This window comes from Halomonas sp. ML-15 (genome assembly GCF_014779595.1).
Lineage (GTDB): Bacteria > Pseudomonadota > Gammaproteobacteria > Pseudomonadales > Halomonadaceae > Franzmannia.
This window is the reverse complement of sequence record NZ_JACXZT010000019.1, coordinates 1,851,607-1,874,460: the sequence shown is the minus strand read 5'-3', so window position 1 is coordinate 1,874,460 and position 22,854 is coordinate 1,851,607. Positions and strand designations below refer to the sequence as shown.

Annotated in this window: 21 protein-coding genes; 11 read left to right on the top strand and 10 right to left on the bottom strand. The window is 64.9% G+C overall.

Going from position 1 to position 22,854, the window contains the following annotated elements; all coding sequences use genetic code 11:
* The first annotated feature begins 16 nt into the window (after window positions 1-16).
* From IEI94_RS20430 to tal, 9 genes are all read left to right on the top strand, one after another.
* The gene (locus IEI94_RS20430) at window positions 17-904 is read left to right on the top strand and encodes a carbohydrate ABC transporter permease (protein WP_191169051.1); all 888 of its coding nucleotides are present in this window, start codon (window positions 17-19) and stop codon (window positions 902-904) included.
* Between the two features lie 14 nt (window positions 905-918).
* Complete coding sequence (locus IEI94_RS20425) at window positions 919-1,737, top strand: carbohydrate ABC transporter permease (protein ID WP_191169050.1); 819 nt, start codon at window positions 919-921, stop codon at window positions 1,735-1,737.
* A gap of 13 nt (window positions 1,738-1,750) precedes the next feature.
* Window positions 1,751-2,914, top strand: coding sequence for an ABC transporter ATP-binding protein (locus IEI94_RS20420; protein ID WP_191169049.1), 1,164 nt, complete (start codon window positions 1,751-1,753; stop codon window positions 2,912-2,914).
* Window positions 2,911-3,618, top strand: coding sequence for an HAD family hydrolase (locus IEI94_RS20415; RefSeq protein ID WP_191169048.1), 708 nt, complete (start codon window positions 2,911-2,913; stop codon window positions 3,616-3,618). Before IEI94_RS20420 ends, IEI94_RS20415 begins: the two co-directional genes overlap by 4 nt.
* The gene (locus IEI94_RS20410; RefSeq protein WP_191169047.1) at window positions 3,615-4,403 is read left to right on the top strand and encodes an L-iditol 2-dehydrogenase; all 789 of its coding nucleotides are present in this window, start codon (window positions 3,615-3,617) and stop codon (window positions 4,401-4,403) included. Before IEI94_RS20415 ends, IEI94_RS20410 begins: the two co-directional genes overlap by 4 nt.
* A gap of 97 nt (window positions 4,404-4,500) precedes the next feature.
* Entirely contained in the window at window positions 4,501-5,121 is a 621-nt protein-coding gene (locus tag IEI94_RS20405) for a nucleoside/nucleotide kinase family protein (protein WP_191169046.1), read from the top strand.
* Window positions 5,122-5,166: 45 nt separating this feature from the next.
* Entirely contained in the window at window positions 5,167-6,654 is a 1,488-nt protein-coding gene (locus IEI94_RS20400; protein ID WP_191169045.1) for a mannitol dehydrogenase family protein, read from the top strand.
* Window positions 6,654-8,144 carry a xylulokinase gene (gene xylB / locus IEI94_RS20395; protein WP_191169044.1) on the top strand — a complete coding sequence of 497 codons (1,491 nt, stop codon included), beginning with the start codon at window positions 6,654-6,656 and terminating at the stop codon, window positions 8,142-8,144. Before IEI94_RS20400 ends, xylB begins: the two co-directional genes overlap by 1 nt.
* 34 nt (window positions 8,145-8,178) lie before the next feature.
* Window positions 8,179-9,135, top strand: a complete 957-nt coding sequence (tal, locus tag IEI94_RS20390; RefSeq protein ID WP_191169043.1) for a transaldolase — start codon at window positions 8,179-8,181, stop codon at window positions 9,133-9,135.
* Window positions 9,136-9,139: 4 nt separating this feature from the next.
* Here tal and IEI94_RS20385 read toward each other — a convergent pair whose 3' ends face one another.
* On the bottom strand, window positions 9,140-9,451 hold the full coding sequence (locus tag IEI94_RS20385) for a YqfO family protein (protein ID WP_191169042.1): 312 nt from the start codon (window positions 9,449-9,451) through the stop codon (window positions 9,140-9,142).
* Window positions 9,452-9,577: 126 nt separating this feature from the next.
* On the opposite strand from IEI94_RS20385, the gene IEI94_RS20380 reads away from it, so the two are divergent.
* Window positions 9,578-10,423: a fructosamine kinase family protein gene (locus IEI94_RS20380; RefSeq protein ID WP_191169041.1), complete on the top strand. Its 846-nt coding sequence runs from the start codon at window positions 9,578-9,580 to the stop codon at window positions 10,421-10,423.
* A gap of 4 nt (window positions 10,424-10,427) precedes the next feature.
* Here the strand turns inward: IEI94_RS20380 and cynS are convergent, their stop codons facing one another.
* Genes cynS through IEI94_RS20360 form a run of 4 tightly spaced genes read right to left on the bottom strand, consistent with a single transcriptional unit; the run spans window position 10,428 to window position 14,101 of the window.
* Window positions 10,428-10,868, bottom strand: a complete 441-nt coding sequence (gene cynS, locus IEI94_RS20375; protein WP_191169040.1) for a cyanase — start codon at window positions 10,866-10,868, stop codon at window positions 10,428-10,430.
* Entirely contained in the window at window positions 10,861-11,808 is a 948-nt protein-coding gene (locus IEI94_RS20370) for an ABC transporter ATP-binding protein (RefSeq protein ID WP_191169039.1), read from the bottom strand. The genes cynS and IEI94_RS20370 overlap by 8 nt, the downstream gene beginning before the upstream one ends.
* A 16-nt stretch (window positions 11,809-11,824) precedes the next feature.
* On the bottom strand, window positions 11,825-12,685 hold the full coding sequence (ntrB, locus tag IEI94_RS20365; RefSeq protein ID WP_191169038.1) for a nitrate ABC transporter permease: 861 nt from the start codon (window positions 12,683-12,685) through the stop codon (window positions 11,825-11,827).
* A 3-nt stretch (window positions 12,686-12,688) separates the two neighbouring features.
* Window positions 12,689-14,101 carry a CmpA/NrtA family ABC transporter substrate-binding protein gene (locus IEI94_RS20360; RefSeq protein ID WP_191169037.1) on the bottom strand — a complete coding sequence of 471 codons (1,413 nt, stop codon included), beginning with the start codon at window positions 14,099-14,101 and terminating at the stop codon, window positions 12,689-12,691.
* Window positions 14,102-14,392: 291 nt separating this feature from the next.
* Here IEI94_RS20360 and IEI94_RS20355 point away from each other — a divergent pair, with 291 nt between their 5' ends.
* Window positions 14,393-16,297, top strand: coding sequence for a sigma 54-interacting transcriptional regulator (locus tag IEI94_RS20355; protein WP_191169036.1), 1,905 nt, complete (start codon window positions 14,393-14,395; stop codon window positions 16,295-16,297).
* A gap of 273 nt (window positions 16,298-16,570) precedes the next feature.
* On the opposite strand, the gene IEI94_RS20350 is transcribed toward IEI94_RS20355, so the two are convergent.
* The 5 genes from IEI94_RS20350 to IEI94_RS20330 form a co-directional block, all read right to left on the bottom strand.
* Window positions 16,571-17,518 carry an alpha/beta fold hydrolase gene (locus IEI94_RS20350; protein WP_191169035.1) on the bottom strand — a complete coding sequence of 316 codons (948 nt, stop codon included), beginning with the start codon at window positions 17,516-17,518 and terminating at the stop codon, window positions 16,571-16,573.
* Window positions 17,519-17,583: 65 nt separating this feature from the next.
* Window positions 17,584-19,194, bottom strand: a complete 1,611-nt coding sequence (locus tag IEI94_RS20345; RefSeq protein WP_191169034.1) for an ABC transporter ATP-binding protein — start codon at window positions 19,192-19,194, stop codon at window positions 17,584-17,586.
* A 9-nt stretch (window positions 19,195-19,203) separates the two neighbouring features.
* Window positions 19,204-20,100, bottom strand: a complete 897-nt coding sequence (locus tag IEI94_RS20340; RefSeq protein ID WP_191169033.1) for an ABC transporter permease — start codon at window positions 20,098-20,100, stop codon at window positions 19,204-19,206.
* Complete coding sequence (gene oppB, locus IEI94_RS20335; protein ID WP_191169032.1) at window positions 20,090-21,016, bottom strand: oligopeptide ABC transporter permease OppB; 927 nt, start codon at window positions 21,014-21,016, stop codon at window positions 20,090-20,092. The genes IEI94_RS20340 and oppB overlap by 11 nt, the downstream gene beginning before the upstream one ends.
* Before the next feature lie 61 nt (window positions 21,017-21,077).
* Entirely contained in the window at window positions 21,078-22,652 is a 1,575-nt protein-coding gene (locus IEI94_RS20330) for a peptide ABC transporter substrate-binding protein (RefSeq protein WP_191169031.1), read from the bottom strand.
* Between the last annotated feature and the right edge of the window lie 202 nt (window positions 22,653-22,854).

Below are 22,854 nucleotides of genomic sequence, written 5' to 3'. Positions count from 1 at the left end.
TCCGAGTGGTAATACCATGCGTACTCGAACTTCCGGGCGCACCGTAGGCGGCCTGCGTTCGCTGTCGCTGCAAGCGCCTGCGGTCACGCTGCTGCTGATCTGGATGCTGATCCCACTGGGCATGACCCTGTGGTTCTCCTTCCAGCGCTACAACCTGCTGATGCCGGGCATGGAGCAGTTCGCCGGCCTGGAAAACTATCGATATCTACTCTCCGATCCGGCGCTATGGCGGGCCATGGGCAACACCCTGGTGCTGGTGGGTTCGGTGCTGGCGATCTCGGTGATTGGCGGCACCCTGCTGGCGGTGCTCTATCAGCAGGATTTCTTCGGCCGCGGCGTGGCCCGGGTGCTGGCGATCTCACCCTTCTTCATCATGCCCACGGTCAGCGCGCTGGTCTGGCAGAACATGATGATGCACCCGGTCAACGGCGTGCTGGCCTGGTTTCTGGGGCTGTTCGGGCTGCCGGCAATAGACTGGTTCTCCTCCTTCCCGCTGCTGTCGATCATCATCATCGTCGCCTGGCAGTGGCTGCCGTTTGCGCTGCTGATACTGCTCACCGCCATGCAGTCGCTGGACGAGGATCAGGTCGAGGCGGCACGCATGGACGGGGCCGGCCCGGTGGCGGTGTTCTTCTTTATCACCCTGCCGCACCTCAAGCGCGCCATCAGCGTGGTGATCATGATCCAGATGATCTTCCTGCTGACCATCTTCGCCGAGATCTATGTCACCACCTCGGGTGGACCGGGGCTTGCCACCACCAATCTGGCGTATCTGATCTATATCCGCGCACTGCTGGAATTCGACGTGGGGGGTGCCTCCGCCGGCGGGGTCATCGCCATCATCCTGGCCAATATCGTGGCGATCTTCCTGATCCGCATGGTCGCGAAGAACCTCGAAGACTAGCCGAAGGAGCCCTCATGAATACGTCACGCTTACAGCGCTTCATCCTGGCCGTACTGGCCTGGAGCATCACCTTCGTGATCTTCTTCCCGATCCTGTGGATGATCCTCACCGGCTTCAAGACCGAGGCCCAGGCGATCGCCGACCCGACCCTGTTCTTCACCCCGACGCTGGACAGCTACGCCGCGGTGCAGGGCCGCGCCGACTATTTCCGCTTCGCCTATAACAGCGTCTACGTCGCCTTCGGCTCGACCCTGCTGGCGCTGATGATCGGTATTCCGGCGGCCTACTCGATGGCCTTCCTGCCCACCAAGCGCACCAAGGGCACCATGCTGTGGATGCTCTCCACCAAGATGCTGCCGCCGGTGGGCGTACTGGTGCCGATCTATCTGATTTTTCGCGATCTGGGCATGCTCGACACGCGTATCGGCCTGACCGTCATCTACACCCTGATGAACCTGCCGATCGTGATCTGGATGCTCTACACCTTCTTCAAGGATCTGCCCAAGGACATCCTCGAAGCGGGGCGCATGGATGGTGCCAATACCCGCCAGGAGATGCTCTATCTGCTGATCCCGCTGACCCTGCCGGGCATCGCCTCCACCGGTCTGCTGTCGGTGATCCTGAGCTGGAACGAGGCTTTCTGGAGCCTCAACTTGACCAGTTCGCGGGCGGCCCCTCTGACCGCTTACATCGCCTCCTTCTCCAGCCCCGAAGGCCTGTTCTGGGCCAAGCTGTCGGCGGCCTCGACCATGGCGGTCGCACCGATCCTGATCTTCGGCTGGCTCACCCAGAAACAGATGGTACGCGGCCTGACCTTCGGCGCCGTCAAGTAACAGGACTCTTACCATGGCTACCTTACAGATCAAGCAAGTCGTCAAACGTTTCGACGATACCGAGGTGCTCAAGGGCATCGACCTGGAGGTCAACGACCGCGAATTCGTGGTCTTCGTTGGCCCCTCGGGTTGCGGCAAGTCGACCCTGTTGCGGATCATTGCCGGACTCGAAAGTGCCACCACCGGCGATCTGCTCATCGACGGTGAGCGCATCAATGAGGTCGGCCCCGCCGACCGCGGCCTGGCGATGGTGTTCCAGAGCTATGCGCTCTATCCGCATATGACCGTCGAGGACAACATGGGCTTCAGCCTGCGTCTGGCCGGGGTCGGCAAGCAGGCGCGGCGCGAGAAGGTGCTCGAAGCGGCGCGGATCCTGCAGCTCGAGCCGCTGCTCGATCGCAAACCCAAGGCGCTCTCCGGGGGCCAGCGTCAGCGGGTGGCGATCGGCCGCGCCATCGTCCGTAACCCCAGCATCTTCCTGTTCGATGAGCCGCTCTCCAACCTCGATGCGGCGCTGCGGGTGCAAATGCGCATCGAGCTGGCGCGGCTGCACGAAGAGCTCGACGCCACCATGATCTATGTGACCCACGACCAGATCGAAGCCATGACCATGGCCGACAAGATCGTGGTGCTGCAGGGCGGCGAAGTAGAGCAGGTCGGCTCGCCGATGGAACTCTATCACCACCCCTGCAACCGTTTCGTGGCCGGTTTCATCGGCTCGCCGAAGATGAACTTCCTGCCGGTCACGGCCCAGGCGGTGTCTACCAGCGGGGTGCGCGTAGCGCTGCCCGGGGGCGGCACCAGCGAGGTGGCGGTGAACGGCGAGGGCGCCCAGGCGGGCGATGCCCTGGAGTTGGGCATTCGCCCCGAGCACCTGCTGCTCGACGATCAGGGGCCGCTGTCGGGTCAGATCAAGGTCATCGAGCGGCTGGGCGGCCAGACCTCGCTCTACGTCGAGATGGACGACGGCATCATCACCATCACTGCCGACGGTGATGTCACCTATCGCGTTAATGAGCAGGTGAACTTCGGCTTCGAACCCTCCCGGGCACACCTGTTCGACGGCCAGGGGCTGGCCCTGGCGAGTCTGCAGCGCCATCCGCTCTCGGGGCTGGTGCGTCAGGACAGCCGTGAGCGAGTGGAGAATAGCCGTGAGCGCCCCGAGGGCGGCGCATGAGCTCGACGCCGACCCTGATCTTCGACTGCGACGGCGTGCTGGTGGATAGCGAGGCAATCGCCGAGGCGACGCTGATCGAGCTGCTCGGCGAGTGGCTGCCCGACCTGGAGACCGAGACCGTGCTGCGCCAGGCGCTGGGCATGACCACCGCCAATATCCTGCGTCATCTCGAAGCACAGAGCAGCCACCGGCTGCCCACGGATGCCACCCGGCGGGTCGATACTACCATCGAGGGGCGGCTGGCCGAGGAGCTGCAGGCCATGCCCGGGGTTGCGGCGGCGATCAGCGCCATTGCGCTGCCCAAGGCGGTGGTCTCCAACAGCCGCCGCCAGCGGGTGGTGGCCTCGCTGGCCAGCACCGGGCTGGATACGCTGCTCGGCGAGGCGCCGATCTTCACTGCCGATGAGGTCGAGCACCCCAAGCCCGATCCGGCCCTCTACCGGCTGGCCGCTAATCGGCTGGGCGTGGCGGTCGATGCGTGCCTGGTGATCGAGGATAGCGTTGCCGGGGTTACCGCGGCGCATGCCGCGGGCATGACGGTGGTCGGTTTTACCGGCGCCAGTCATATCGAGGCGGGGCAGGCGGCGCGGCTGGAAGCCGCCGGCGCCTGGCGGGTGATCGAGCACATGCAGCAACTGGCCGCTCTGGTCCATGACTGGCAAAGCGCCGTGCCGCGCATCCCCTCAAGGAGACACGAGACATGAAACTCAATCACAAGGTGGCGGTGATCACCGGCGGCGCCCGCGGTATCGGCCTGGCCATCGCCCAGGGCTATCTGGCCGAGGGCGCCAAGCTGGTCATCGCCGATATCGACCAAGTCGCCATCGACGCGGCGCTGGCGACCCTCGATGCCGATGGCCAGGCCGGCACGCGGCTGATGGGGGTGCGCCTCGACGTCTGCGACATCAAGGCCATCGAGGCCATGGTGGCCCAGGTCAGCGAGCGTTTCGGCGGTATCGACATCCTGGTCAATAACGCCGCGCTGTTCGATATGGCCCCGGTGCTGGAGGTGACCGAGGCCAGTTACGACAAGCAGTTCAACGTCAACGTCAGGGGGCTGTTCTTCACCCTGCAGGCGGTCGCCAGGGCGATGGTGGCCCGTGGGCAGGGCGGGGCGATCATCAATATGTCATCCCAGGCGGGGCGCCGCGGCGAGGCACTGGTGAGCATGTACTGTGCCACCAAGGCGGCGGTGATCAGCCTCACCCAGTCCTGTGCCCTGGACCTGATCAAGCACGGCATCCGCGTCAACGGCATCGCGCCCGGGGTGGTCGATACGCCGATGTGGGCGGAGGTCGATGCGCTGTTCGCCCGCTATGAAGGGCGGCCGCCGGGCGAGAAGAAACGCCTGGTCGGCGAGGCGGTGCCCTACGGGCGCATGGGACGGCCCGAGGACTACGTGGGCCCGGCGCTGTTCCTGGCCAGCGACGACAGCGACTACGTGGTCGCCCAGACGCTGAACGTCGACGGCGGCAATTGGATGAGTTGAAACGCAGATATGACAAGACTACGGGACGGCGAGAGTTGCACACAGCACGGCACGAGCGATGATGTCGACTCGCCATACCAGACATGAGGACGTCTTGATGAGTCATTCAACGACAGAAATTGCCCAGGAGATCATCACCGCCGCGGCAGATGCCGAGCGCTTCGTGGTCGCCCTGGCCGGCCCGCCGGGGGCCGGCAAGTCGACGCTCGCCGAGTACCTGTGGCAGGCCATCGACGTCGAACTGCCCGGGGAGGTGGTAGTGGTCCCGATGGATGGCTATCACTTCGACAACGCGGTGCTTGGTGCCGAGCTGATTCCGCACAAGGGTGCGCCGCACACCTTCGACGTGGACGGCTTGCATGCCGATCTGCTGCGCATCCGCCGCGCCGACGCCGCGGTGGCGGTGCCGGTGTTCGACCGTCCCCTCGACCTGGCCCGGGCCGGCGGGCGCATTGTGAGTCTCGCGCACCGCATCATCCTGGTCGAGGGCAACTACCTGCTGCTGGATCAGTCGCCGTGGCGCGACCTGGCACCGCTGTTCGACTTCAGCGTGATGCTGGAGGTCGATGAAGCCGAACTCGAGCGCCGCCTTATCGAGCGCTGGCAGGAGATGGGCCTGGCACCTGCGGCTGCAACCGACAAGGCGCGCAACAAGGACATGCTGAATGCCCGTCTGGTCAAGCGGCATTCGCGAACCGCGGATCTGGTGTGGTGCTGACGCCGGATCTGGTGGGCCGATTTTTTTTGCCACTGGAGATGCCCCATGACAGCCCTCAGCAACAAGACGCTGCACAGCCTGCCCGCCGAGGTAGCCCGCCCACACTATGATCGTGGTGCGGTCACGGCGGGGATCGTGCATATCGGCGTGGGCGGCTTCCACCGCGCCCATCAGGCCATGTACCTGGATGACCTGATGAACCAGGGTGAGGCGCTCGATTGGGGGATCGTCGGGGTCGGGGTGATGCCCGGCGACAAGCGCATGCAGCAGGTGCTGACCGCCCAGGACCACCTCTATACCCTGGTGGTCAAGCACCCCGACGGTCGCCATGAACCGCGGGTGATCGGCAGCATGATCGACTACCTGTTCGCGCCGGACGACCCCGAGGCGGTGATCGAGCGCATGGCCGACCCGGCGATCAGTATCGTCTCGCTGACCGTTACCGAGGGTGGCTACAACTTCCACCCGGTGAGCGGCGAGTTCGACCTCGACAACCCCCAGGTGCAGGCCGATCTGGCCGCGCCGAGCCGGCCGAGCACGACCTTCGGGCTGGTAGTGGAGGCGCTGGTGCGGCGTCGGGCCCAGGGAATTGCGCCCTTCACGGTGATGTCCTGCGACAATATCCAGGGCAATGGCGATGTCGCCAAGCGCATGTTCAGCGCCTATGCCCGGGCCCGCGACGTCGAGCTGGCGGCGTGGCTCGAGGGCGAGGTGGCGTTTCCCAACTCGATGGTCGACCGCATTACGCCGGTGACCGCTCAGTCCGACATCGACGAGCTAGCGGCGCAGTTCGGTGTGGTGGATGCCTGGCCGGTGGTGTGCGAGCCCTTCACCCAGTGGGTGCTGGAGGATCACTTCGCTGCCGGGCGGCCTGCCTTCGAGAAGGCCGGGGTGCAGGTGGTCGAGGACGTCGAGCCCTATGAGCTGATGAAGCTGCGGCTGCTCAACGCCAGCCATCAGGCGCTGTGCTACTTCGGCTATCTGGTCGGTTACCGCTACGCCCACGAGGTGTGCCAGGACCCGCTGTTCGTCGAGTTTCTGCTCGCCTATATGCGTGAGGAGGGCAGCCCGACCCTGGCGCCGGTACCCGGCGTCGATCTCGAAGCGTACCGCCTGACGCTGATCGAGCGCTTCGCCAACCCGCAGATCAAGGACACCCTGGCGCGGCTGTGCGCCGAGAGCTCCGACCGGATTCCCAAGTGGCTGGTACCGGTGATCCGCGAGCAGCTGGCTCGCGGCGGCGAGATCCGCCTCAGCGCGGCGGTGGTGGCAAGCTGGGCGCGCTACGCCGAGGGCCGCGACGAACAGGGCCAGCCCATCGAGGTGGTGGATCGCCTCAAGCTGCCACTGATGGCGCTGGCGGCCAACAACCGTGAACGGCCCAGCGCCTTTATCGAGAACCGCGAGCTGTTCGGCGATCTCTCCGACCAATCGCGATTTCGCGAGGCGTATCTGACGGTGCTGGCATCGCTGCACGAACGCGGCGCACGCGCTACCCTCGAAGCACTGGTTCAGTCGAAAGGGACGGCGTGATGTATATCGGGGTGGATTGCGGAACCCAGAGTACCAAGGTGGTGGTGGTCGACGTGGAGCGTGGCGCGATCCTCGCCGAGGCCAGTCGGCCGCACTCGCTGATCGAGGACGATCACGGCCGTCGCGAGCAGGACCCCGGCGAATGGATCAGCGCCCTGCGCGGCGCCCTCGGCGAGGCGCTAGGCAGTGTCGGGATCGACCCGATGGCGATACGTGCCATCGGCGTTTCCGGTCAGCAGCACGGGCTGGTGGCACTGGACGACAAGGGCGAGCCGGTCTATCCGGCCAAGCTGTGGTGCGATACCGAGACGGCGGCCCATAATGCGGCCCTGGTCGAGCGGCTGGGCGGCGAGGCCGGCTGCCTCGACAAGCTCGGCCTGGTGCTGCAGACCGGTTACACCGCCTCCAAGCTGGCGTGGCTGCGCGAGCGCGAGCCGCAGGCGTATCGACGCATCGAGAGCCTGCTGCTGCCCCACGACTACCTCAATTTTTGGCTCACCGGCGAGCGGGTCACCGAGGCCGGCGACGCCTCGGGCACCGGCTACTTCGACACCCGGGCGCGTGCTTGGCGTGAGGACGTATTCGCCGCCATCGCCCCGGAGCTCGACCCGGACCGAGTGCTGCCGCGGCTGATCGAGGCCAGCGAGCCGGCCGGCACGTTGCGCCCGGCGCTGGCCCGGGAGCTTGGCCTCTCCAGCGACGTGCTGGTCTCCAGCGGTGGCGGCGACAATATGCTCGGCGCCATCGGTACCGGCAATATCACCCCCGGGCTGGTAACCATGAGCCTGGGAACGTCGGGCACGGTGTGTGCCTACTCACCGGCACCGGTGATCGCCGACAGCGCCATGGTCGCCAACTTCTGCTCGAGCACCGGCGGCTGGCTGCCGTTGATCTGCACCATGAACGTCACCTCGGCGACCACCCGAGTGCGTGAGCTGTTCGGGCTCGATCTCGAGACCTTCGGCGAGCGGATCGCCAGCGCTTCGGTGGGCGCCGAAGGGGTCACGGTACTGCCGTTTTTCAACGGCGAACGGGTACCGATGTTGCCTGAAGCCAGCGCCAGCTTTCTCGGCCTGAGCGGTGCCAATGTTACCCAGGCCAACCTGTGCCGCGCGGTGATGGAAGGGGCGACCTTTGGGCTGCGCTACGGCCTGGACCTGTTCGGCTCGCTCACCGAGGGGGCCAGCCAGATCCGCTTGATCGGCGGCGGCGCCAAGAGCCCGGTATGGCGGCAGATGGTCGCCGACGTCACCGCCACGCCGGTGATCTGTCCCGAGGTCACCGATGCGGCGGCGCTGGGCGCGGCGCTGCAGGCCGCCTGGTGCCACCAGCACGCCCACGGGGTGACGCTGGAGGCGCTGTGCACGCGGCTGGTGCATCTCGATGCCGCCTCGGTAGCCGAGCCGGACGCCGGCGCTACGGCGGCGTACCGCGAGGTCTATGCGCGCTACCACCGGGCGCTGGCCGAGCGCCATGGCCTGGCGCCTTGACCCGCTTACTCTCTTGCAGCAGGAGCAATGCCACATGACATTCACGAGCCAACTCGACCATCTCAAACGCCACTCGCTGGTGGTCGCCGACACCGGCGATCTCGAGGCGATCCGCCGCTACCAGCCACACGATGCCACCACCAATCCCTCGCTGCTGCTCAAGGCCTTCGAGCTGCCCGGCTATCAGGACCTGATCGACGCCGAGCTTGCCGCCGTCAAGGCGGAAGGGGGCGCGCAGGAGACGCGTCTTGCCCATGCGGTGGACCGCCTGGCGGTAGCGATCGGCAGCGAGATCAGCGGACTAGTGCCGGGACGTGTCTCCACCGAGGTGGCGGCGCGGCTGTCGTTCGACGAGGAGGCCAGCGTGCGCAAGGCCCACGAGCTGATCGAGCTCTATGACCGGCGCGGCGTGGGCCGTGATCGCGTGCTGATCAAGCTGGCCTCGACCTGGGAGGGTATCCGCGCCGCCGAGCGGCTGGAGCGCGAGGGTATCCAGTGCAACCTGACGCTACTGTTCAGCGATGCCCAGGCTCAGGCCTGCTTCGATGCCGGGGTCTTCCTGGTCTCACCCTTCGTGGGGCGGGTCACCGACTGGTACAAGAACGCGACCGGCCGCGACTACGCGCCCGATGAAGACCCCGGCGTACAGTTCGTGCGTGGCGTCTGCGAACGCGTAGGCCGCGGTGGCTATGACACCGTGGTGATGGGGGCCAGCTTTCGCACCACCGGCCAGGTGCTGGCGCTGGCCGGCTGCCCGCGGCTGACCATCTCGCCGGCGCTGCTCGAGGAGCTGGCGGCGGCGCAAGGCGACGTTGCCCGGGCGGTCGAGATCCCCGCTGCCGGCGAGCGGCCGGCGCCGCTGGATGAGGCCGCCTTCCGCTGGGGGCACAATCAGGACGCCATGGCCAACGACAAGCTGGCCGAGGGCATCCGCCGCTTCCATGAGGACCAGGCCGCGCTGGAAGCGCTGATCGACGAGCGCCTGGCCTGACGACTCAGAGCTCCTCCAGCCGCCATACGTCGTAGGCCGGCTCCTCATAGGGGTGGGCCAGCTTGAGGGCGGCCACGGCGGCTTGGATGACGCCGTCGTCACACACCAGTTCGACCTTGAGCTCCTCGACCTGCTCGAGATCACCGACCCGGCCGATATGCGGGTCGGCGCCGTCCAACGGCCTGAACTGGCCGCGGCCGCGGGTCTCGAAGCAGCACGCCTCGTAGTCGCCGATGCGCCCGGCGCCGGTCTCGAACAGCGCCTCCTTGACCGTCTCGGCGGCATCCAGTGGGACGAAAAACGCCAATTTGTACATGCTCGCGCTCCTGTAGGCTGTTGTACTGTCCTGGCTGCCCTTGTGCCATAGCGGCGGGCGCTTTGCCAGCCACGGGGGAGGCCATGGCATGATGGCGATGAAGCGGCAATATCAAGGGAGAGGATCATGGACGCATCGTTGGAGAGAGTGCTGACGTCGCTGTCGCTGACGCCGCGAGGCGAGCTGAGGCCCATGTCGGGTGGCGATATCGCCGCCGTCTACTGGCTCGACACCGACCAGGGCGCGGTGGTGGTCAAGCGTGACGACGGCCAGCGGCTGGCCGGCGAGGCCGATGGTCTGGAGGCGCTGCGCGCTTCCGGTTGCGGGCTGATAGTGCCCGAGGTGCTGGCTCAGGCGGGGGAGTGGCTGGTCATGGAGGCGCTGCAGCCTTCGCGTCGCGAGGCGGGGGACGCCTTCGCGCTGGGCCAGGGGCTGCGCACGCTGCATGCCGATACCGGCGATGCCCATGGCTGGCCCCACGACAACGCCTGCGGACGCACGCCGCAGCCCAATGCGCCGCTCGCCGACGGGCGGGTGTTTCAGCGCCAGCGGCGACTGCTGCCGCTGGCGGCTGCCTGCCATGAGCGCTGCCTGCTGGATGCCGCCCTGCGCCAGCGCATCGAGACCCTGGCCGACGACCTGGAAAGCTGGCTGCCTGATGCCCCGGCGAGCCTGCTGCACGGTGACCTATGGAGCGGCAACCTGCTCTATACCTCGCGTGGGCCGGCGCTGATCGATCCGGCGGTGTATCGCCACTACCCGGAGGTCGACCTGGCCATGTTGACGCTGTTCGGCTCCCCGGGTGAGGCCTTCTTCGAGGCCTACTGGAACGGCGACGCCCCGGCCGATTGGCCGAGGCGCGAGGCGTTGTTCCAGCTCTATCCGCTGCTCAACCACCTGCTGCTGTTCGGCGGTGGCTATCTTGGCGGGGTCGAGCGAGCGGTGGTGCGGGTCGAAAGTTACCAGGACTAGCTCTTTACCAAGACTTATAGGGCAGGAACTTGCCGTTGAGAGTCAGCAGCACCCGGTCGCCCTTGGGATCCTCGACCTTGTCGACCTCCATGGTGAAGTCGATGGCGCTCATGATGCCGTCGCCGAACCGCTCCTGGACCACATCCTTGAGGGTCTCGCCGTAGACGCCGACCACTTCGTAGAGCCGGTAGATGAACGGGTCCTGGGGGATCGCCTCATCCCAGGCCTTGGTGGGGAAGGCCTTGAGCGCCTCGGCCGCGTCGCTGTCGACGCCAAGCACGTCGCACAGCTTGTGGGCCACCTCGTGGCTGGCACTGTTCATGCCGTAGCAGGCCGAGGCGACCCACACCGGCGACATACCGACGGCGCTGCCGATATCGTCCCAGCTGAGCTGTTTGCGGGCCTTGGCGGCGAGCAGGGTGTGGCGCATTTCGAGCTTATCCATGATGCGTCTCCTTGGGAGTGAAGTTGACGAGCTTGTCGTCGGGTGCGTCCTTGCTGGACGCGCTGGCAGGGGTGGTGGTGTTGGCGTCCTCACCAACGGGATTGACCGACTTGGGGTAGTGCAAGCCGCTGCGATCGAGATCGGCGGGACTCATGGTGGCGGAGCGCTTGACCAGGAACTCCACCAGGTAGTTACGAATCTTGTAGAAATGGGGGTGTTTGACGATCTCCGCACGCTCCCTGGGGCGCGGCAGGTCGATCTCTACCGCCTCGGCGATGCGTGCTTCAGGGCCGTTGGTCATCAGGAAGATGCGATCGGCGAGCAGGATCGCCTCGTCGACGTCGTGGGTGATCATGAATACCGTCTGCTGATCCTTGCTCCAGATCTTGACCAGCTCGTCCTGGATCACCCCGCGGGTCAGGGCGTCGAGGGCGCCGAACGGCTCGTCGAGCAGCAGCAGCTTGGGTTTGGTGGCAAAGGCCCGGGCGATACTCACTCGCTGGCGCATGCCGCCGGAGAGCTGCGCCGGTTTGCGATCCACCACGTCCTTTAGCCCGACCATTTCCAGGTATTCGAGACTGTGCTCGGTGACCCTGGCTTCGTCCCACTCCTTCCAGCGGGCGCGCACGCCGAAGCGCACGTTTTCCAGCGCCGTCAGCCATGGCAGCAGGCTGTAGTTCTGGAACACCACGCCGCGCTCGAGGCCTGGGCCATCGATCTCCTTGCCCTCCATGACCATGGCGCCATCGCTGAACTGATCGAGTCCCGCCAGGGAGTTCATGATCGTCGATTTGCCGCAGCCGGAGTGGCCGATAATGCAGACGAACTCGCCTTTTTCGAGCTGGAAGCTGACGTTCTCGAACACCGTCAGGTCGGGCTCGCCCTTGGCGCCGGGAAAGCGTTTGGCGGCTTGCTGGACTTCTACGAAGGCGTGACTCATGTCTCTCTCCTGAAGGTTATTCCTGGTAGGCGACCAGCTTGGCAACGGCACCGAGGGCCATATCGAGCAGCATGCCTACCACCCCGATCAGCAGGATCGAGAAGATCACGCTGGTCAGGTCGAGGTTGTTCCACTCGTTCCACACGTAGTAGCCGATGCCGGTGCCGCCAACGAGCATCTCGGCGGCCACGATGACCAGCCAGGCAATGCCGATGGAGATGCGCATGCCGGTGAGGATGGTCGGTGCCGCGGCCGGCAGGATCACCTGGAAGGCGGTCTTGAGCGGCGATAGCTCATGGGTGCGCGCCACATTGACCCAGTCCTGTCTGACCCCGGCCACGCCGAAGGCGGTATTGAGCAGCATTGGCCAGATCGAGCAGATGAATATCACGAAGATCGCCGAGGCCTGGGCGTCGCGTATGATGAACAGCGCCAGCGGCATCCAGGCCAGCGGCGAGATCGGTCGCAGCACCTGGATAAAGGGGTTGAGTGCCTTGTAGGCCAGCGGTGACATACCGATCAGAAAGCCGATGGGAATCGCGATCAGCGCCGCGGCGAAGTAGCCGGTCAAGACCCGGAACAGCGAGTAGCCGAGCTGAATGCCGATGCCCTTGTCGTTGGGGCCGGCATCGTAGAACGGATCCGAAAGCTGCTCCCAGGCGCGCACCATGATCGCCGAGGGCGGCGGCACGCCGGCGGTCTCGTCGGCGCCGGCCATCATCTGCTCATACTCGCTGAGCTCGGCGCTGGCACCGCCAAGGATCGGGGCGCGATTAAGGCCCTCCCACAGGCCGACAAGCAGCGCTAGCAGCAGCACCGCAAGGATGCCGGCGCGCACGTTGGTACTGAAGTTCCACTCGGTGGTCGTGCGGTCCATGAGTTAGCTCCTGCGAATATCGAAACTATCGAGATAGGCTTCGGGGTCGGTGTAGTCGAAGGTCTTGCCCATGATCTGGTAGTTGCGCGAGGTCTCTTCAGGGGCGTCGTAGCCCAGTTCGCGCATCACGTCGCCGGCCTCGCTGGCGAGGAACACGTCGCGGGCGACCTGCTGGTAGTCGACGTCGCCGTCGATATAGCCCCAGCGCTTCATCTGAGTCAGGATCCACACCGCCATGGAGTGCCAGGGGAAGGGGTCGAAATCGATGCGGTCTGGGACGTCGCGCACCTCACCCAGGCCGTCGGCGAAACGCCCGGTAAGGACCTGCTCGATGACGTTGACCGGCTGGTTGAGGTAGTTGGTGGGGGCGATGGCTTCGGCAATCTCCGAGCGGTTGGCGGGATCCGAGGAGTACTGGGTAGCATCGATGATCGCCCGCAGCAGCGCACCGTAGGTGTTGGGGTTCTCGCGGGCGAAGGTGGCGCTGGTGGCAAAGGCGCAGCACGGGTGACCGTCCCAGATCTCCTGGGTCAGCAGATGAATGAAGCCGATGCGCTCGTAAACCGCGCGCTGATTGAACGGGTCCGGCGACAGGAAGCCATCGATATTGCCGGCACGCAGGTTGGCGACCATCTCGGGAGGCGGAATCACGCGGATCTGGATGTCCTGGTCGGGATCGAGGCCGTGCTCGGCGACGTAGTAGCGCAGCAGGAAGTTGTGCATCGAGTACTCGAAGGGCACGCCGAAGGTGAAGCCCTTCCACTGCTGCGGGTCGCGCTTGTCCTGGTGGTCGAGGTGCAGCACGATCGCCTGGCCGTTGATGTTCTCGATGGCCGGGGTAATAAAGGAGCGGCGGCTGGAACCGGCACCCAGGCTCATCGCCAGCGGCATTGGCGACAGCATATGCGCCGCATCGAAGGTATCGTTGAGCGAGTTGTCGCGGATCAGTGCCCAGCCGGCGGTCTTGATCACGTTGACGTCGAGGCCATAGCGCTCATAGAAGCCCATCGGGTGGGCCATGATGATCGGCGTGGCGCAGGTGATGGGGATGAAGCCGACGTCCAGTTCGGTCTTCTCCAGCGGGCCGAGGTCCTCCTTGACCGCCGCCTTGATGGCGTCCATCGGGAACAGGCTGGCCAGCGCGGCCGCCACGGTGCCGCCGCCGACCAGTTTCATGAACTGGCGGCGATGCATGTCGCTATGGCCGAACATGCCGCGCACCAGCGCGCTCTCGACCACACGATCCATCATGTCGTCGCTGCTGGCCGGCAGGGCGTCGCGCTTGGCGCTGTCGGAGGCGATGCTTGCAGCGGCGTCGTGGCGGCAGTCGTGGCAGTCGCAGTGGCGGCCATGAATCAGCGACTGGCGATGGTCGAAGGGGTTGCCCAGGCTGTTGTGGTCGTTGTGATCGGTCATGTTGTTGTTCACCTCACGGAAGCAGTGGGACGTCGGGATGCGCCGCAGTGGTGCAGTGTCGGGAGTCACGGCGACGCTATAACAAGCACTGCCAGGGACGTGCCAGTTGCCGCGAGAGAAGGGATAACTCTTTTAATACAGATGGTTAGTAGTGTGTGTTGCGGACTGAAAGAGAGGGGGTGTCAGTGACGATATTTCGGCATTAACGATATTTCGTTGGTTTTTATACGATATTTCGTCACTGGCGTGGGTTTTGTATGGCGTAGGGCATGCGCTACATAGGAGCCCGCCATGACCCTTGCACTGCCACTGCATCAGCGCGTTTTCCAGCAATCGCCCCAGGCCATGCTGGTCATCGATCCCGTAGGCGACCGCCTGCTGGATGCCAATTCCGCCGCCTGCAGCCTGCTGGGAGGCGAGGTCGAAGCGCTCTCGGCACGCCCGTTCAGCCACTGCCTGGGGGCATCGCTGCCGCTGTGGGTGAGTTTTACCGATGAGGTGCTGACCCGCTCGCCGGGTTGGTCGGATGACCTGGTGGTACTCGACCTGGCCCGCCAACCGCACAATGTCGAGGTGTTTGGACAGCGCCTGGATGATGCTCAGACGCTGCTGCTGACCCTGACCGACCGTGACCAGGCCGAACAGCGGCGGGCCAAGGCCGATCTGCGTCGCCAGCACCGCCGCGGCCACGTCGGCTGGGAGCGGGTCGAGCAGGTGTTCGAACGAATCGAGCGCCAGAATCAGCTGATCCTCGGCGCTGCCGGGGAGGGCATCTACGGCCTCGACGCCGAGGGCAAGACCACCTTCGTCAATCCCGCCGCCGAGCGCATCCTGGGCTGGAGCAGTGACGACATGGTCGGCCACGATGCCCACCTGATGTTTCACCATACCCACGCCGACGGCAGCCACTTCCCGGTCCAGCAGTGCCCGATCCACGCCTCGTTCAGCGATGGCCAGGTGCATCGCGTCGACGACGAGGTGTTCTGGCACAAGAACGGCGAGGCGATCCCGGTGGAGTACACCAGCACGCCGATCTTCGAGATGGGGCGACTGGTGGGTGCGGTGGTGCTGTTCCGCGATATCCGCGAGCGCAAGCGGGCCGAGCAGCGGCTGCGCGACGCCCTGGCCGAGGTCGAGTCGCTCAAGCAGCGCCTCGAACTCGAGAACCAGTACCTGCAGGAGGAGATCAAGGCCGAGCTCAACCATCGCGAGATCGTCGGCGAGAGCCCCGCGGTGGCGCAGCTGATTCGTCAGATCGCGCTGGTCGCTCCCACCGATGCCAACGTCCTGATCAGCGGCGAGTCGGGCACCGGCAAGGAGCTGATCGCCCGCGCCATTCACGTCGGCAGTGAGCGCAGCGACCGGCCGCTGATTCGCGTCAACTGTGCAGCGATTCCCCACGATCTGTTCGAGAGCGAGTTCTTCGGCCATGTGAGGGGCGCCTTCACCGGCGCGGTGGGTGACCGGCCGGGGCGCTTCGAGTTGGCCGACGGCGGCACCCTGTTCCTCGACGAGGTGGGCGAGATTCCGCTGGCGCTGCAGAGCAAGCTGCTCAGGGTACTGCAGGATCAGCAGTTCGAGCGGGTCGGCGACAACCTGACCCGCGAAGTCGATGTGAGGGTGATCGCCGCCACCAACCGCGACCTGAGCGAGATGATCGAAGCCGGCGAGTTTCGCGAGGATCTCTACTTCCGCCTCAACGTCTTCCCGATCGAATCGGTGCCGCTGCGCAGCCGCATCGAGGACGTGCCGCTGCTGGCGCGGCACTTCCTGCAGCGAGCCTGCCAGAAGTTCAACAAGCCGGGGGTGCGGATCCCGCCGGCCCAGCTGCAGATCCTGCAGCGCTACCCCTGGCCGGGCAATATCCGCGAGCTGGAGAACGTCATCGAGCGCCAGGTGATCGTCACCCAGGATCGCCGCCTGATGTTCGATGACCTGCTGCTGAGTGAGCCACCCAGCCCTCGCAACGAGCCAACTATCGCGGATATGACCACGAACGACGAGGGGGCTCCGCTGCCGGAGCAGGAGCTCTGCCGCCGCCAGCGCGACAACGCCATCGCCGCCCTGCAACGCTGTAGCGGCAAGGTCTCGGGGCGCAGCGGTGCCGCCGAACTGCTGGGCCTCAAGCCCACCACGCTATTCTCGCGACTGCGCAAGTGGGGCATCGAGCCGCGCGACTATCGCAGCACCCTCTAGGGAAACGCTGAACAAATCGCCGAGCGAGATGAAGCGGCTAGGTTCGTTCCCGACGAACCAACGCACTCCCCACATCCCTGTGGGTCGCAAAGCGCCCGGAGCACAGTACCGAGCGAAGCGACAAACATCCGAAGGATGGCTCCGAAGGAGCGAGAAACCGAAGGTTTCGAGTCAACCGGAGCATATGGGGTATATGTGAGGATCCGCCGGTCCGACGCTTCGGCACCGCGCAACGCAGCGATTCGCTCGTGTAGGCATTTGTGCAGTATTTCCCTAAGGTGACGAGTCGCTGTCCTTGAGGGGCTTATCCCGCCTCGCCCAGGCAAGCAACCGCCGCCACCAACGTTTCAAATAGCGCCCGGGCTGGAGAGGCAGACGTTTGCGGTGGGGGCGGGTGAGAAATGCGGCGATGGGTGCGACCTGGCTATCGCGGTCGAGCATCGGGGCGTGTCCGCAGCCGGGCACTTCCAGGCTAACCAGTGCGGGTTGAACGTCGGCCATCTTCACAAGGCTCTCGGCATCCAGCAACGGCGAGTCGGCACCGCGTATCACCATCAGCGGGCACTGGATGGCTCGCCAGTCTGCCCAGGTGTCCCGGGGTGTGTCGTGGATGAATTGTTCGGCAATGCGGGGGTCGTAATGATAGGTCCAGCTGCCATCAGGCAGGCGCCGTGCGCTGCCAAGTGCCAACTGACGCCAGGCTTCCTCGCTCTCGATGCCGAAACCGGCATAGTGTTCGGTCAGCTCTGCTTGTAACTGGGCGAAGGTGGTGAAACGATGCGGCCTGCCGAAATAGAGGGCCAGTTGCGCGAGACCGTCGGTATTCAACTCGGGGCCCACGTCGTTGAGCACCAAGCGTTCGATACGATGCGCGCTCTCGGCGTCGGCTGCCAGCAGCATACCCAGCAATCCCCCCATGGAGGTGCCGACCCAAGGCACTTTCTCCAGCTCGAAGTGGTCCAGCACGGCCAGCGCCACTCTCTTGTAGCTGCGATAAAGGTAGTCCTGCGCTGGAATGAGCGACCAGCTTGAAAGCCCACGCCCCGGCGTGTCCGGGGCCAGCACCCGCCACTCGGGGCCAAGTGAGCGGGCAAAGCCTTCGAAATCGCCACCGTGGCGTGCCAAGCCATGCCAGACCACCACGGTTCTCGGTGCGTCGGGGTGCCAGATGCGCACGGCTATTTCCATGCTTCCCAGCGGAACCAGCTCCAGTGCATCCATTCAAGCCTCCGTCATGGCACCTATGCTGCTTTGCAGCATAGCCTGTTTTACCTGCCTTTGCTCTATCATGAGGCCTCGTCGAGGAAGGCTGCCCGCATCAGCTCGCGGGTGTAGGTCTCGCGTGGGGAGCGGAACAGCGCCTCGGTCTCGCCCTGCTCTATCACCTCGCCCTGACGCATCACGATCACGCTATCGGCCAGGGCACGCACCACCGCCAGGTCGTGGCTGATAAACAGGTAGGTGAGGCCATGCCTGGCCTGCAGCGTGCGCAGCAGGTCGATCACTGTGGCTTGCACCGAGCGATCCAGCGCCGAGGTGGGTTCATCGAGCAGCAGGAACTCCGGCTTGAGCACCAGCGCACGGGCGATGGCGATACGCTGACGCTGTCCTCCCGAGAACTCGTGGGGATAGCGTTGGCGCATATCGGGATCCAGGGAGACCTCCTCGAGCGCTTCGATAACCCGAGCCACGCGATCACGGCGCGTCAGCAGAGGATAGTGCACGCGCAGGCCTTCGCTGACGATCTCGCCCACCGTCAGACGCGGCGACAGAGATCCGAAGGGGTCCTGGAACACCACCTGCATACGTGAGCGGATCGGGCGCATGGCATTGCCGTCGAGGTGGGTCAGCTCCGTCTCGTCGAAGCGGATATCGCCAGAGCTCTTGAGCAGTCGCAGCAGGGCACGGCCGAGCGTCGACTTGCCTGAGCCCGACTCGCCGACGATACCCACGGTCTGGCCGCGGCGGATATCGAGGTCGATGCCGCGCACCGCCTCGAAATATTCACTGGGGCGAAACAGACGCTTCTTGAGGGGAAAGCGTACCTTTATGTTCCGCGCTTCGAGAAGCAGCGGTTCGCTCTGGGCAACAGGCGCCTTGCGGCCGCTGGGTTCGGCGTCGATCAGCATGCGTGTGTAGGGGTGCTGCGGAGCGCTGAAGAGGGCCTTGGTCGAGGCTGCCTCGACGACCTCGCCGTGGCGCATCACGCAGACCCGGTCGGCGAAGTGACGCACGATCCCCAGGTCGTGGGTGATAAACAGGATCGCCATGCCGTAGCGCTGCTGGAGGTCCTTGAGCAGACGCAGGATCTGCGCCTGCACGGTGACATCGAGTGCGGTGGTCGGCTCGTCAGCAATCAGCAGCTCGGGCTCGCAGGCCAGCGCCATGGCGATCATCACCCGCTGGCGCTGGCCGCCGGAGAGCTCGTAGGGGTAGCTGGCGATGCGCCGCCGCGGCTCGGGTATCCCGACCTGCTCGAATAGCTCGATGACCCGCTCGTCGGCGGCCTTGCCACGCAGTGCGGTGTGCTTCTTGAGCACCTCACGCACCTGAGCGCCGATGCGCTGCAGCGGGTTCAGCGAAGTCATCGGCTCCTGGAAGATCATCGATATCTCGTTGCCGCGGATCTGGCGCATGCGGCGCAGAGGTACGTCGAGCAGCAGCTCTTCGCCCTGCTTGCCGCGCCAGCGAATGGTGCCGCTGGGCTCAGCCAGCTCCGGCAGCAAGCGCATGATCGCCAGCGAGGAGATCGACTTGCCGGAGCCCGACTCCCCCACCAGTGCCAGGGTTTCGCCCGCATGGATATGCAGGTCGAGTCCCTTGACCGCCGAGACGCTGCCCTGCGGTAGCTGGAAGTCGACCTGCAGTCGCTCGATTTCAAGTAAAGGTGCAGTCATCGGGCTACCTCAGCGCGTCTTGGGGTCGAGGGCGTCACGTAGACCGTCGCCCAGAAAGTTGAGACATAGCAGGGTGATGGCCAGGAAGGCGGAGGGCACGAGCAGCATCCAGGGCGCGCTCTGCATGATGTCCTTGCCCTCGCTGATCAGCACCCCCCAACTGGTCATCGGCTCCTGCACGCCGAGGCCGAGGAACGACAGGAAACTCTCCAGCAGGATCACCTTGGGTACCGTCAGGGTGACGTAGACGATCACCGGCCCCAGGGTATTGGGGATCAGGTGACGGGTGACGATGGTGGTGCTCTTGACGCCGAGGGCATGCGCCGCCTCGACGAACTCGCGGCGCTTCAACGCCAGGGTCTGGCCACGCACGATACGCGCCATATCGAGCCACTCTACGGCACCGATGGCGGCATAGATCAGCAGGATGTTGCGGCCGAACACCACCATCAGCAGGATCACCAGGAACATGAAGGGCAGCGAGTACATGATGTCGACGAAGCGCATCATCAGGTTGTCGACGCGGCCGCCCATATAGCCGGCGATGGCGCCGTAGAGTACGCCGATCACCAGCGAGACGAGGGTCGCGACCAGCGCCACCGAGAGCGATATCTGTCCACCGTAGAGGGTGCGGGTGAGCAGGTCGCGGCCGTTGGCATCGGTGCCTGCAAAGTGGCCATCGGTAATGCTGGGGGGCGCGGTGAAGGCGTTCCAGTTGACTTCATTGAGCCCCCATGGCGTCAACCAGGGGCCGGCCACGCAAGCGATGACGATAATGCCCAGCAGATAGAGGCTGACAATGGCGGCGCGGTTCTGCTTGAGTCGCCGCCAAGCCTCGCCGGCCAGACTCTCGCCCGCGGCGTTGCCATCGAGAGGCGTCGTTGTGGGAATCGGTTTAGTTGTCATAGCGAATCTGCGGGTCGAGGGCGGAGTAGAGGAGATCGACGATCAGGTTGACCAGCACGATCAGTGCGCCATAGAACACCACCGTGCCCATCACCAGGGTGTAGTCGCGATTGAGCGCCCCCTGGACGAAGTAGCGGCCGATACCGGGAATGCCGAAGATCTGCTCGATGACCACTGAGCCGGTGATGATGCCGGCGATGGCCGGGCCGAGGTAGGAGGCCACCGGCAACAATGCAGGGCGCAGGGCATGCCCCCAGATCACCTCATGCTCGGCGAGCCCCTTGGCGCGAGCGGTACGGATATACTGGCTGCCGAGCACTTCGATCATGCTGGCGCGCATCATGCGGGCGATATAGGCGATCTGCTGAATCGACAGCGCCACCACCGGCAGCACCATGTTGCGCCAGTGGCCATCGTTCCAGCCGCCTACGGGTAGCCAGGCGAGCAGCACGCCGAACACCAGTGCCAAGAGGGGGGCGATCACGAAGTTGGGCACGGCCACGCCCGCCAGGGCGGTCCCCATGACCATATAGTCGACCGTGGAATTGCGCTTGATGGCGGCGATGATGCCAAGGGGCATGCCGATCAGCAGCGCCAGGCCGATGGCCCACAGGCCGAGCTCGAGACTGACCGGAAAGCCCTGCATGATCAGCTCGGTGACGCTGAAGTCCTTGTAGCGGAAGGAGGGGCCGAAATCGCCTTGCAGCAGGTTGCCCATGTAGAGCAGGTACTGTTTCCACACCGGCTGGTCGAGATGATAGGTGGCCAGCAGGTTGGCCTCGATTTCGGCGGGCAGCTGGCGCTCGCCGTCGAAGGGGCCTCCCGGGGCCATATGCATCAGGAAGAACGACACGGTGATGACGATCAATAGGGTAGGAATGGCCTGTAACAGGCGTTTGAAGACGTAATACAGCATGCAGGTATCCCCAGGCCCCGGGAGTCCAGGGCCTTTTCGATGCATTCAGGAGAAGTGGAGCTCAGTCCTCGAAGGAGACCCAGCGTGAGCGGTGGATATCCTCGATATTGTTCTCCCAGCCCTGTAGCGCTGGGTTCACCAGATTGCGCGAGACGTAGTAGTAGATGGGCAGTACGGCGGCATCGTCGAGCGCCAGGCGCTCGGCTTGGGCCATGATCTCGCCACGCTCGTCGAGGTCCTGGGTGTCGGCGGCCTGAGCCATGAGGGCGTCGAACTCCGGATTGCTGTAAGCGCCATAGTTGTTGGCGACCCCGCTCTCCAGCAGGCTCAGGAAGTTCTGGGCATCGTTGTAGTCGCCGATCCAGCCGGCGCGTCCGACGTCGAAATCGCCCTGGCGCAGATCGGTGTAGTGGACGGCGACCTCGGAGTTGTAGAGGTCGACCTCGACACCGAGTGGCTCCCACATCGCGCCCAGGGCGATGGAGACGCGGCGGTGATCCTCGCTGGTGTTGTAGCGCAGCATCAGCTCCAGCGGGTTATCGGGGCCATAGCCGGCGTCCTGCATGAGCTCACTGGCGCGGGCCATGCGCTCGTCCTGACTCAGCTCGACCCACTCGGGCTGCTGGGGTTCGTAGTGGCTGACGCCGGGGGGCACGAAGCTATAGGCGGGCTCTTCGCCGGTACCGAGAATCTGCTCGGTGATCACTTCGCGACGAGTGGCCAGGCTCAGCGCCTCGCGCACCCGTGGGTCGGCGGTGGGGTGGCCGTCGCGAGAGTTGACCACGAAATAGTAGATGCCGAGGAAAGGGGCTGTCTGGGTAGCGTCGGGGAGGTTGTCCTGCAGCCAGCCGTACTGCTGGGTGGGGAAGTCTCGGGCGACATCGATCTCGCCGGCCCGGAAGCGATTCAAGGCGGTGTTGCGCTCCTCGATGGGGAAGTAGATGACACGATCCAGGGCGACGTCGTCATGGCTGTGATAATGGGCGTTGCGCACCGCTTCGATACGCGTCTGGGACTGCCAGCGTTCCAGGGCGAAGGGGCCATTGGACACCATGTTGCCGGGGCGCGACCAGGCGTCGCCGTGCTCCTCGACCACATGGCGCGGCACCGGATAGGCGGTGTAGTGGGAGAGCTGGTCGAGGAAGTAGGGAGTCGAGCGCTCGAGGGTGATCTGCAGCGTGTGGTCGTCTAGCGCCTCGATGCCCAGCGTCTCGGGATCCGCCTCGCTGGTGTACACCGCTTCGGCATTCTTTACTGGATAGAGCAGATAGGCATAGTCGGCGGCGGTGGCCGGGTTCAGGATGCGCCGGAACGCGAACACGAAATCCTCGGCGCTGACGGGCTCGCCATCTGACCAGCGGGCGTTCTCGCGCAAGTGGAAGGTATAGACGGTGCCATCGTCGGAGATCTCCCAGGACTCGGCCACACCGGGGATGCGTTCGCCGTCCGCGGCTTCGGTGATGAGGCCTTCGAACAGATCGCCGGCCACATCGTTTTCCCAGGTGCCGCTGATCTTGTGTGGATCGAGGGAGGCGGGCTCGCCCATGATGGAGATGCGCAGGGTGTCGGCATATAGCGGGGTAGACAGCAGTCCGAGGGTAATGCAGGCCCCGAGCAGGGCACGTTGCTTAAGCATAGAGGATCTCTCCTTAGCTTGTCGTTGTTGTGAAAAGCAGCGGCAGGATCACTGCCACCGAGTTGCTACTGGTTACTAGACTAGAACATTCGTTTGAATGGAAGTGATATTATTTGTATCTAAAGTAGGATTCATGATGCTGCGTCGCAACCTCAAACACTGCTGGTGCTAGTGCGACGCTGTTTGCTTGAATCGTCGACCG

Excerpts from the sequence above, each read along its gene's own strand:
- IEI94_RS20380 (WP_191169041.1), top strand. The coding sequence starts at position 9,578 with ATGGACGCATCGTTGGAGAGAGTGCTGACGTCGCTGTCGCTGACGCCG.
- IEI94_RS20425 (WP_191169050.1), top strand. The coding sequence starts at position 919 with ATGAATACGTCACGCTTACAGCGCTTCATCCTGGCCGTACTGGCCTGG.
- IEI94_RS20360 (WP_191169037.1), bottom strand. The coding sequence starts at position 14,101 with ATGACCGATCACAACGACCACAACAGCCTGGGCAACCCCTTCGACCAT.
- IEI94_RS20430 (WP_191169051.1), top strand. The coding sequence starts at position 17 with ATGCGTACTCGAACTTCCGGGCGCACCGTAGGCGGCCTGCGTTCGCTG.
- IEI94_RS20410 (WP_191169047.1), top strand. The coding sequence starts at position 3,615 with ATGAAACTCAATCACAAGGTGGCGGTGATCACCGGCGGCGCCCGCGGT.
- IEI94_RS20415 (WP_191169048.1), top strand. The coding sequence starts at position 2,911 with ATGAGCTCGACGCCGACCCTGATCTTCGACTGCGACGGCGTGCTGGTG.
- IEI94_RS20420 (WP_191169049.1), top strand. The coding sequence starts at position 1,751 with ATGGCTACCTTACAGATCAAGCAAGTCGTCAAACGTTTCGACGATACC.
- IEI94_RS20405 (WP_191169046.1), top strand. The coding sequence starts at position 4,501 with ATGAGTCATTCAACGACAGAAATTGCCCAGGAGATCATCACCGCCGCG.
- tal (WP_191169043.1), top strand. The coding sequence starts at position 8,179 with ATGACATTCACGAGCCAACTCGACCATCTCAAACGCCACTCGCTGGTG.
- IEI94_RS20330 (WP_191169031.1), bottom strand. The coding sequence starts at position 22,652 with ATGCTTAAGCAACGTGCCCTGCTCGGGGCCTGCATTACCCTCGGACTG.
- IEI94_RS20385 (WP_191169042.1), bottom strand. The coding sequence starts at position 9,451 with ATGTACAAATTGGCGTTTTTCGTCCCACTGGATGCCGCCGAGACGGTC.
- IEI94_RS20340 (WP_191169033.1), bottom strand. The coding sequence starts at position 20,100 with ATGACAACTAAACCGATTCCCACAACGACGCCTCTCGATGGCAACGCC.
- IEI94_RS20345 (WP_191169034.1), bottom strand. The coding sequence starts at position 19,194 with ATGACTGCACCTTTACTTGAAATCGAGCGACTGCAGGTCGACTTCCAG.
- IEI94_RS20400 (WP_191169045.1), top strand. The coding sequence starts at position 5,167 with ATGACAGCCCTCAGCAACAAGACGCTGCACAGCCTGCCCGCCGAGGTA.
- IEI94_RS20355 (WP_191169036.1), top strand. The coding sequence starts at position 14,393 with ATGACCCTTGCACTGCCACTGCATCAGCGCGTTTTCCAGCAATCGCCC.
- IEI94_RS20370 (WP_191169039.1), bottom strand. The coding sequence starts at position 11,808 with ATGAGTCACGCCTTCGTAGAAGTCCAGCAAGCCGCCAAACGCTTTCCC.
- xylB (WP_191169044.1), top strand. The coding sequence starts at position 6,654 with ATGTATATCGGGGTGGATTGCGGAACCCAGAGTACCAAGGTGGTGGTG.
- cynS (WP_191169040.1), bottom strand. The coding sequence starts at position 10,868 with ATGGATAAGCTCGAAATGCGCCACACCCTGCTCGCCGCCAAGGCCCGC.
- oppB (WP_191169032.1), bottom strand. The coding sequence starts at position 21,016 with ATGCTGTATTACGTCTTCAAACGCCTGTTACAGGCCATTCCTACCCTA.
- ntrB (WP_191169038.1), bottom strand. The coding sequence starts at position 12,685 with ATGGACCGCACGACCACCGAGTGGAACTTCAGTACCAACGTGCGCGCC.
- IEI94_RS20350 (WP_191169035.1), bottom strand. The coding sequence starts at position 17,518 with ATGGATGCACTGGAGCTGGTTCCGCTGGGAAGCATGGAAATAGCCGTG.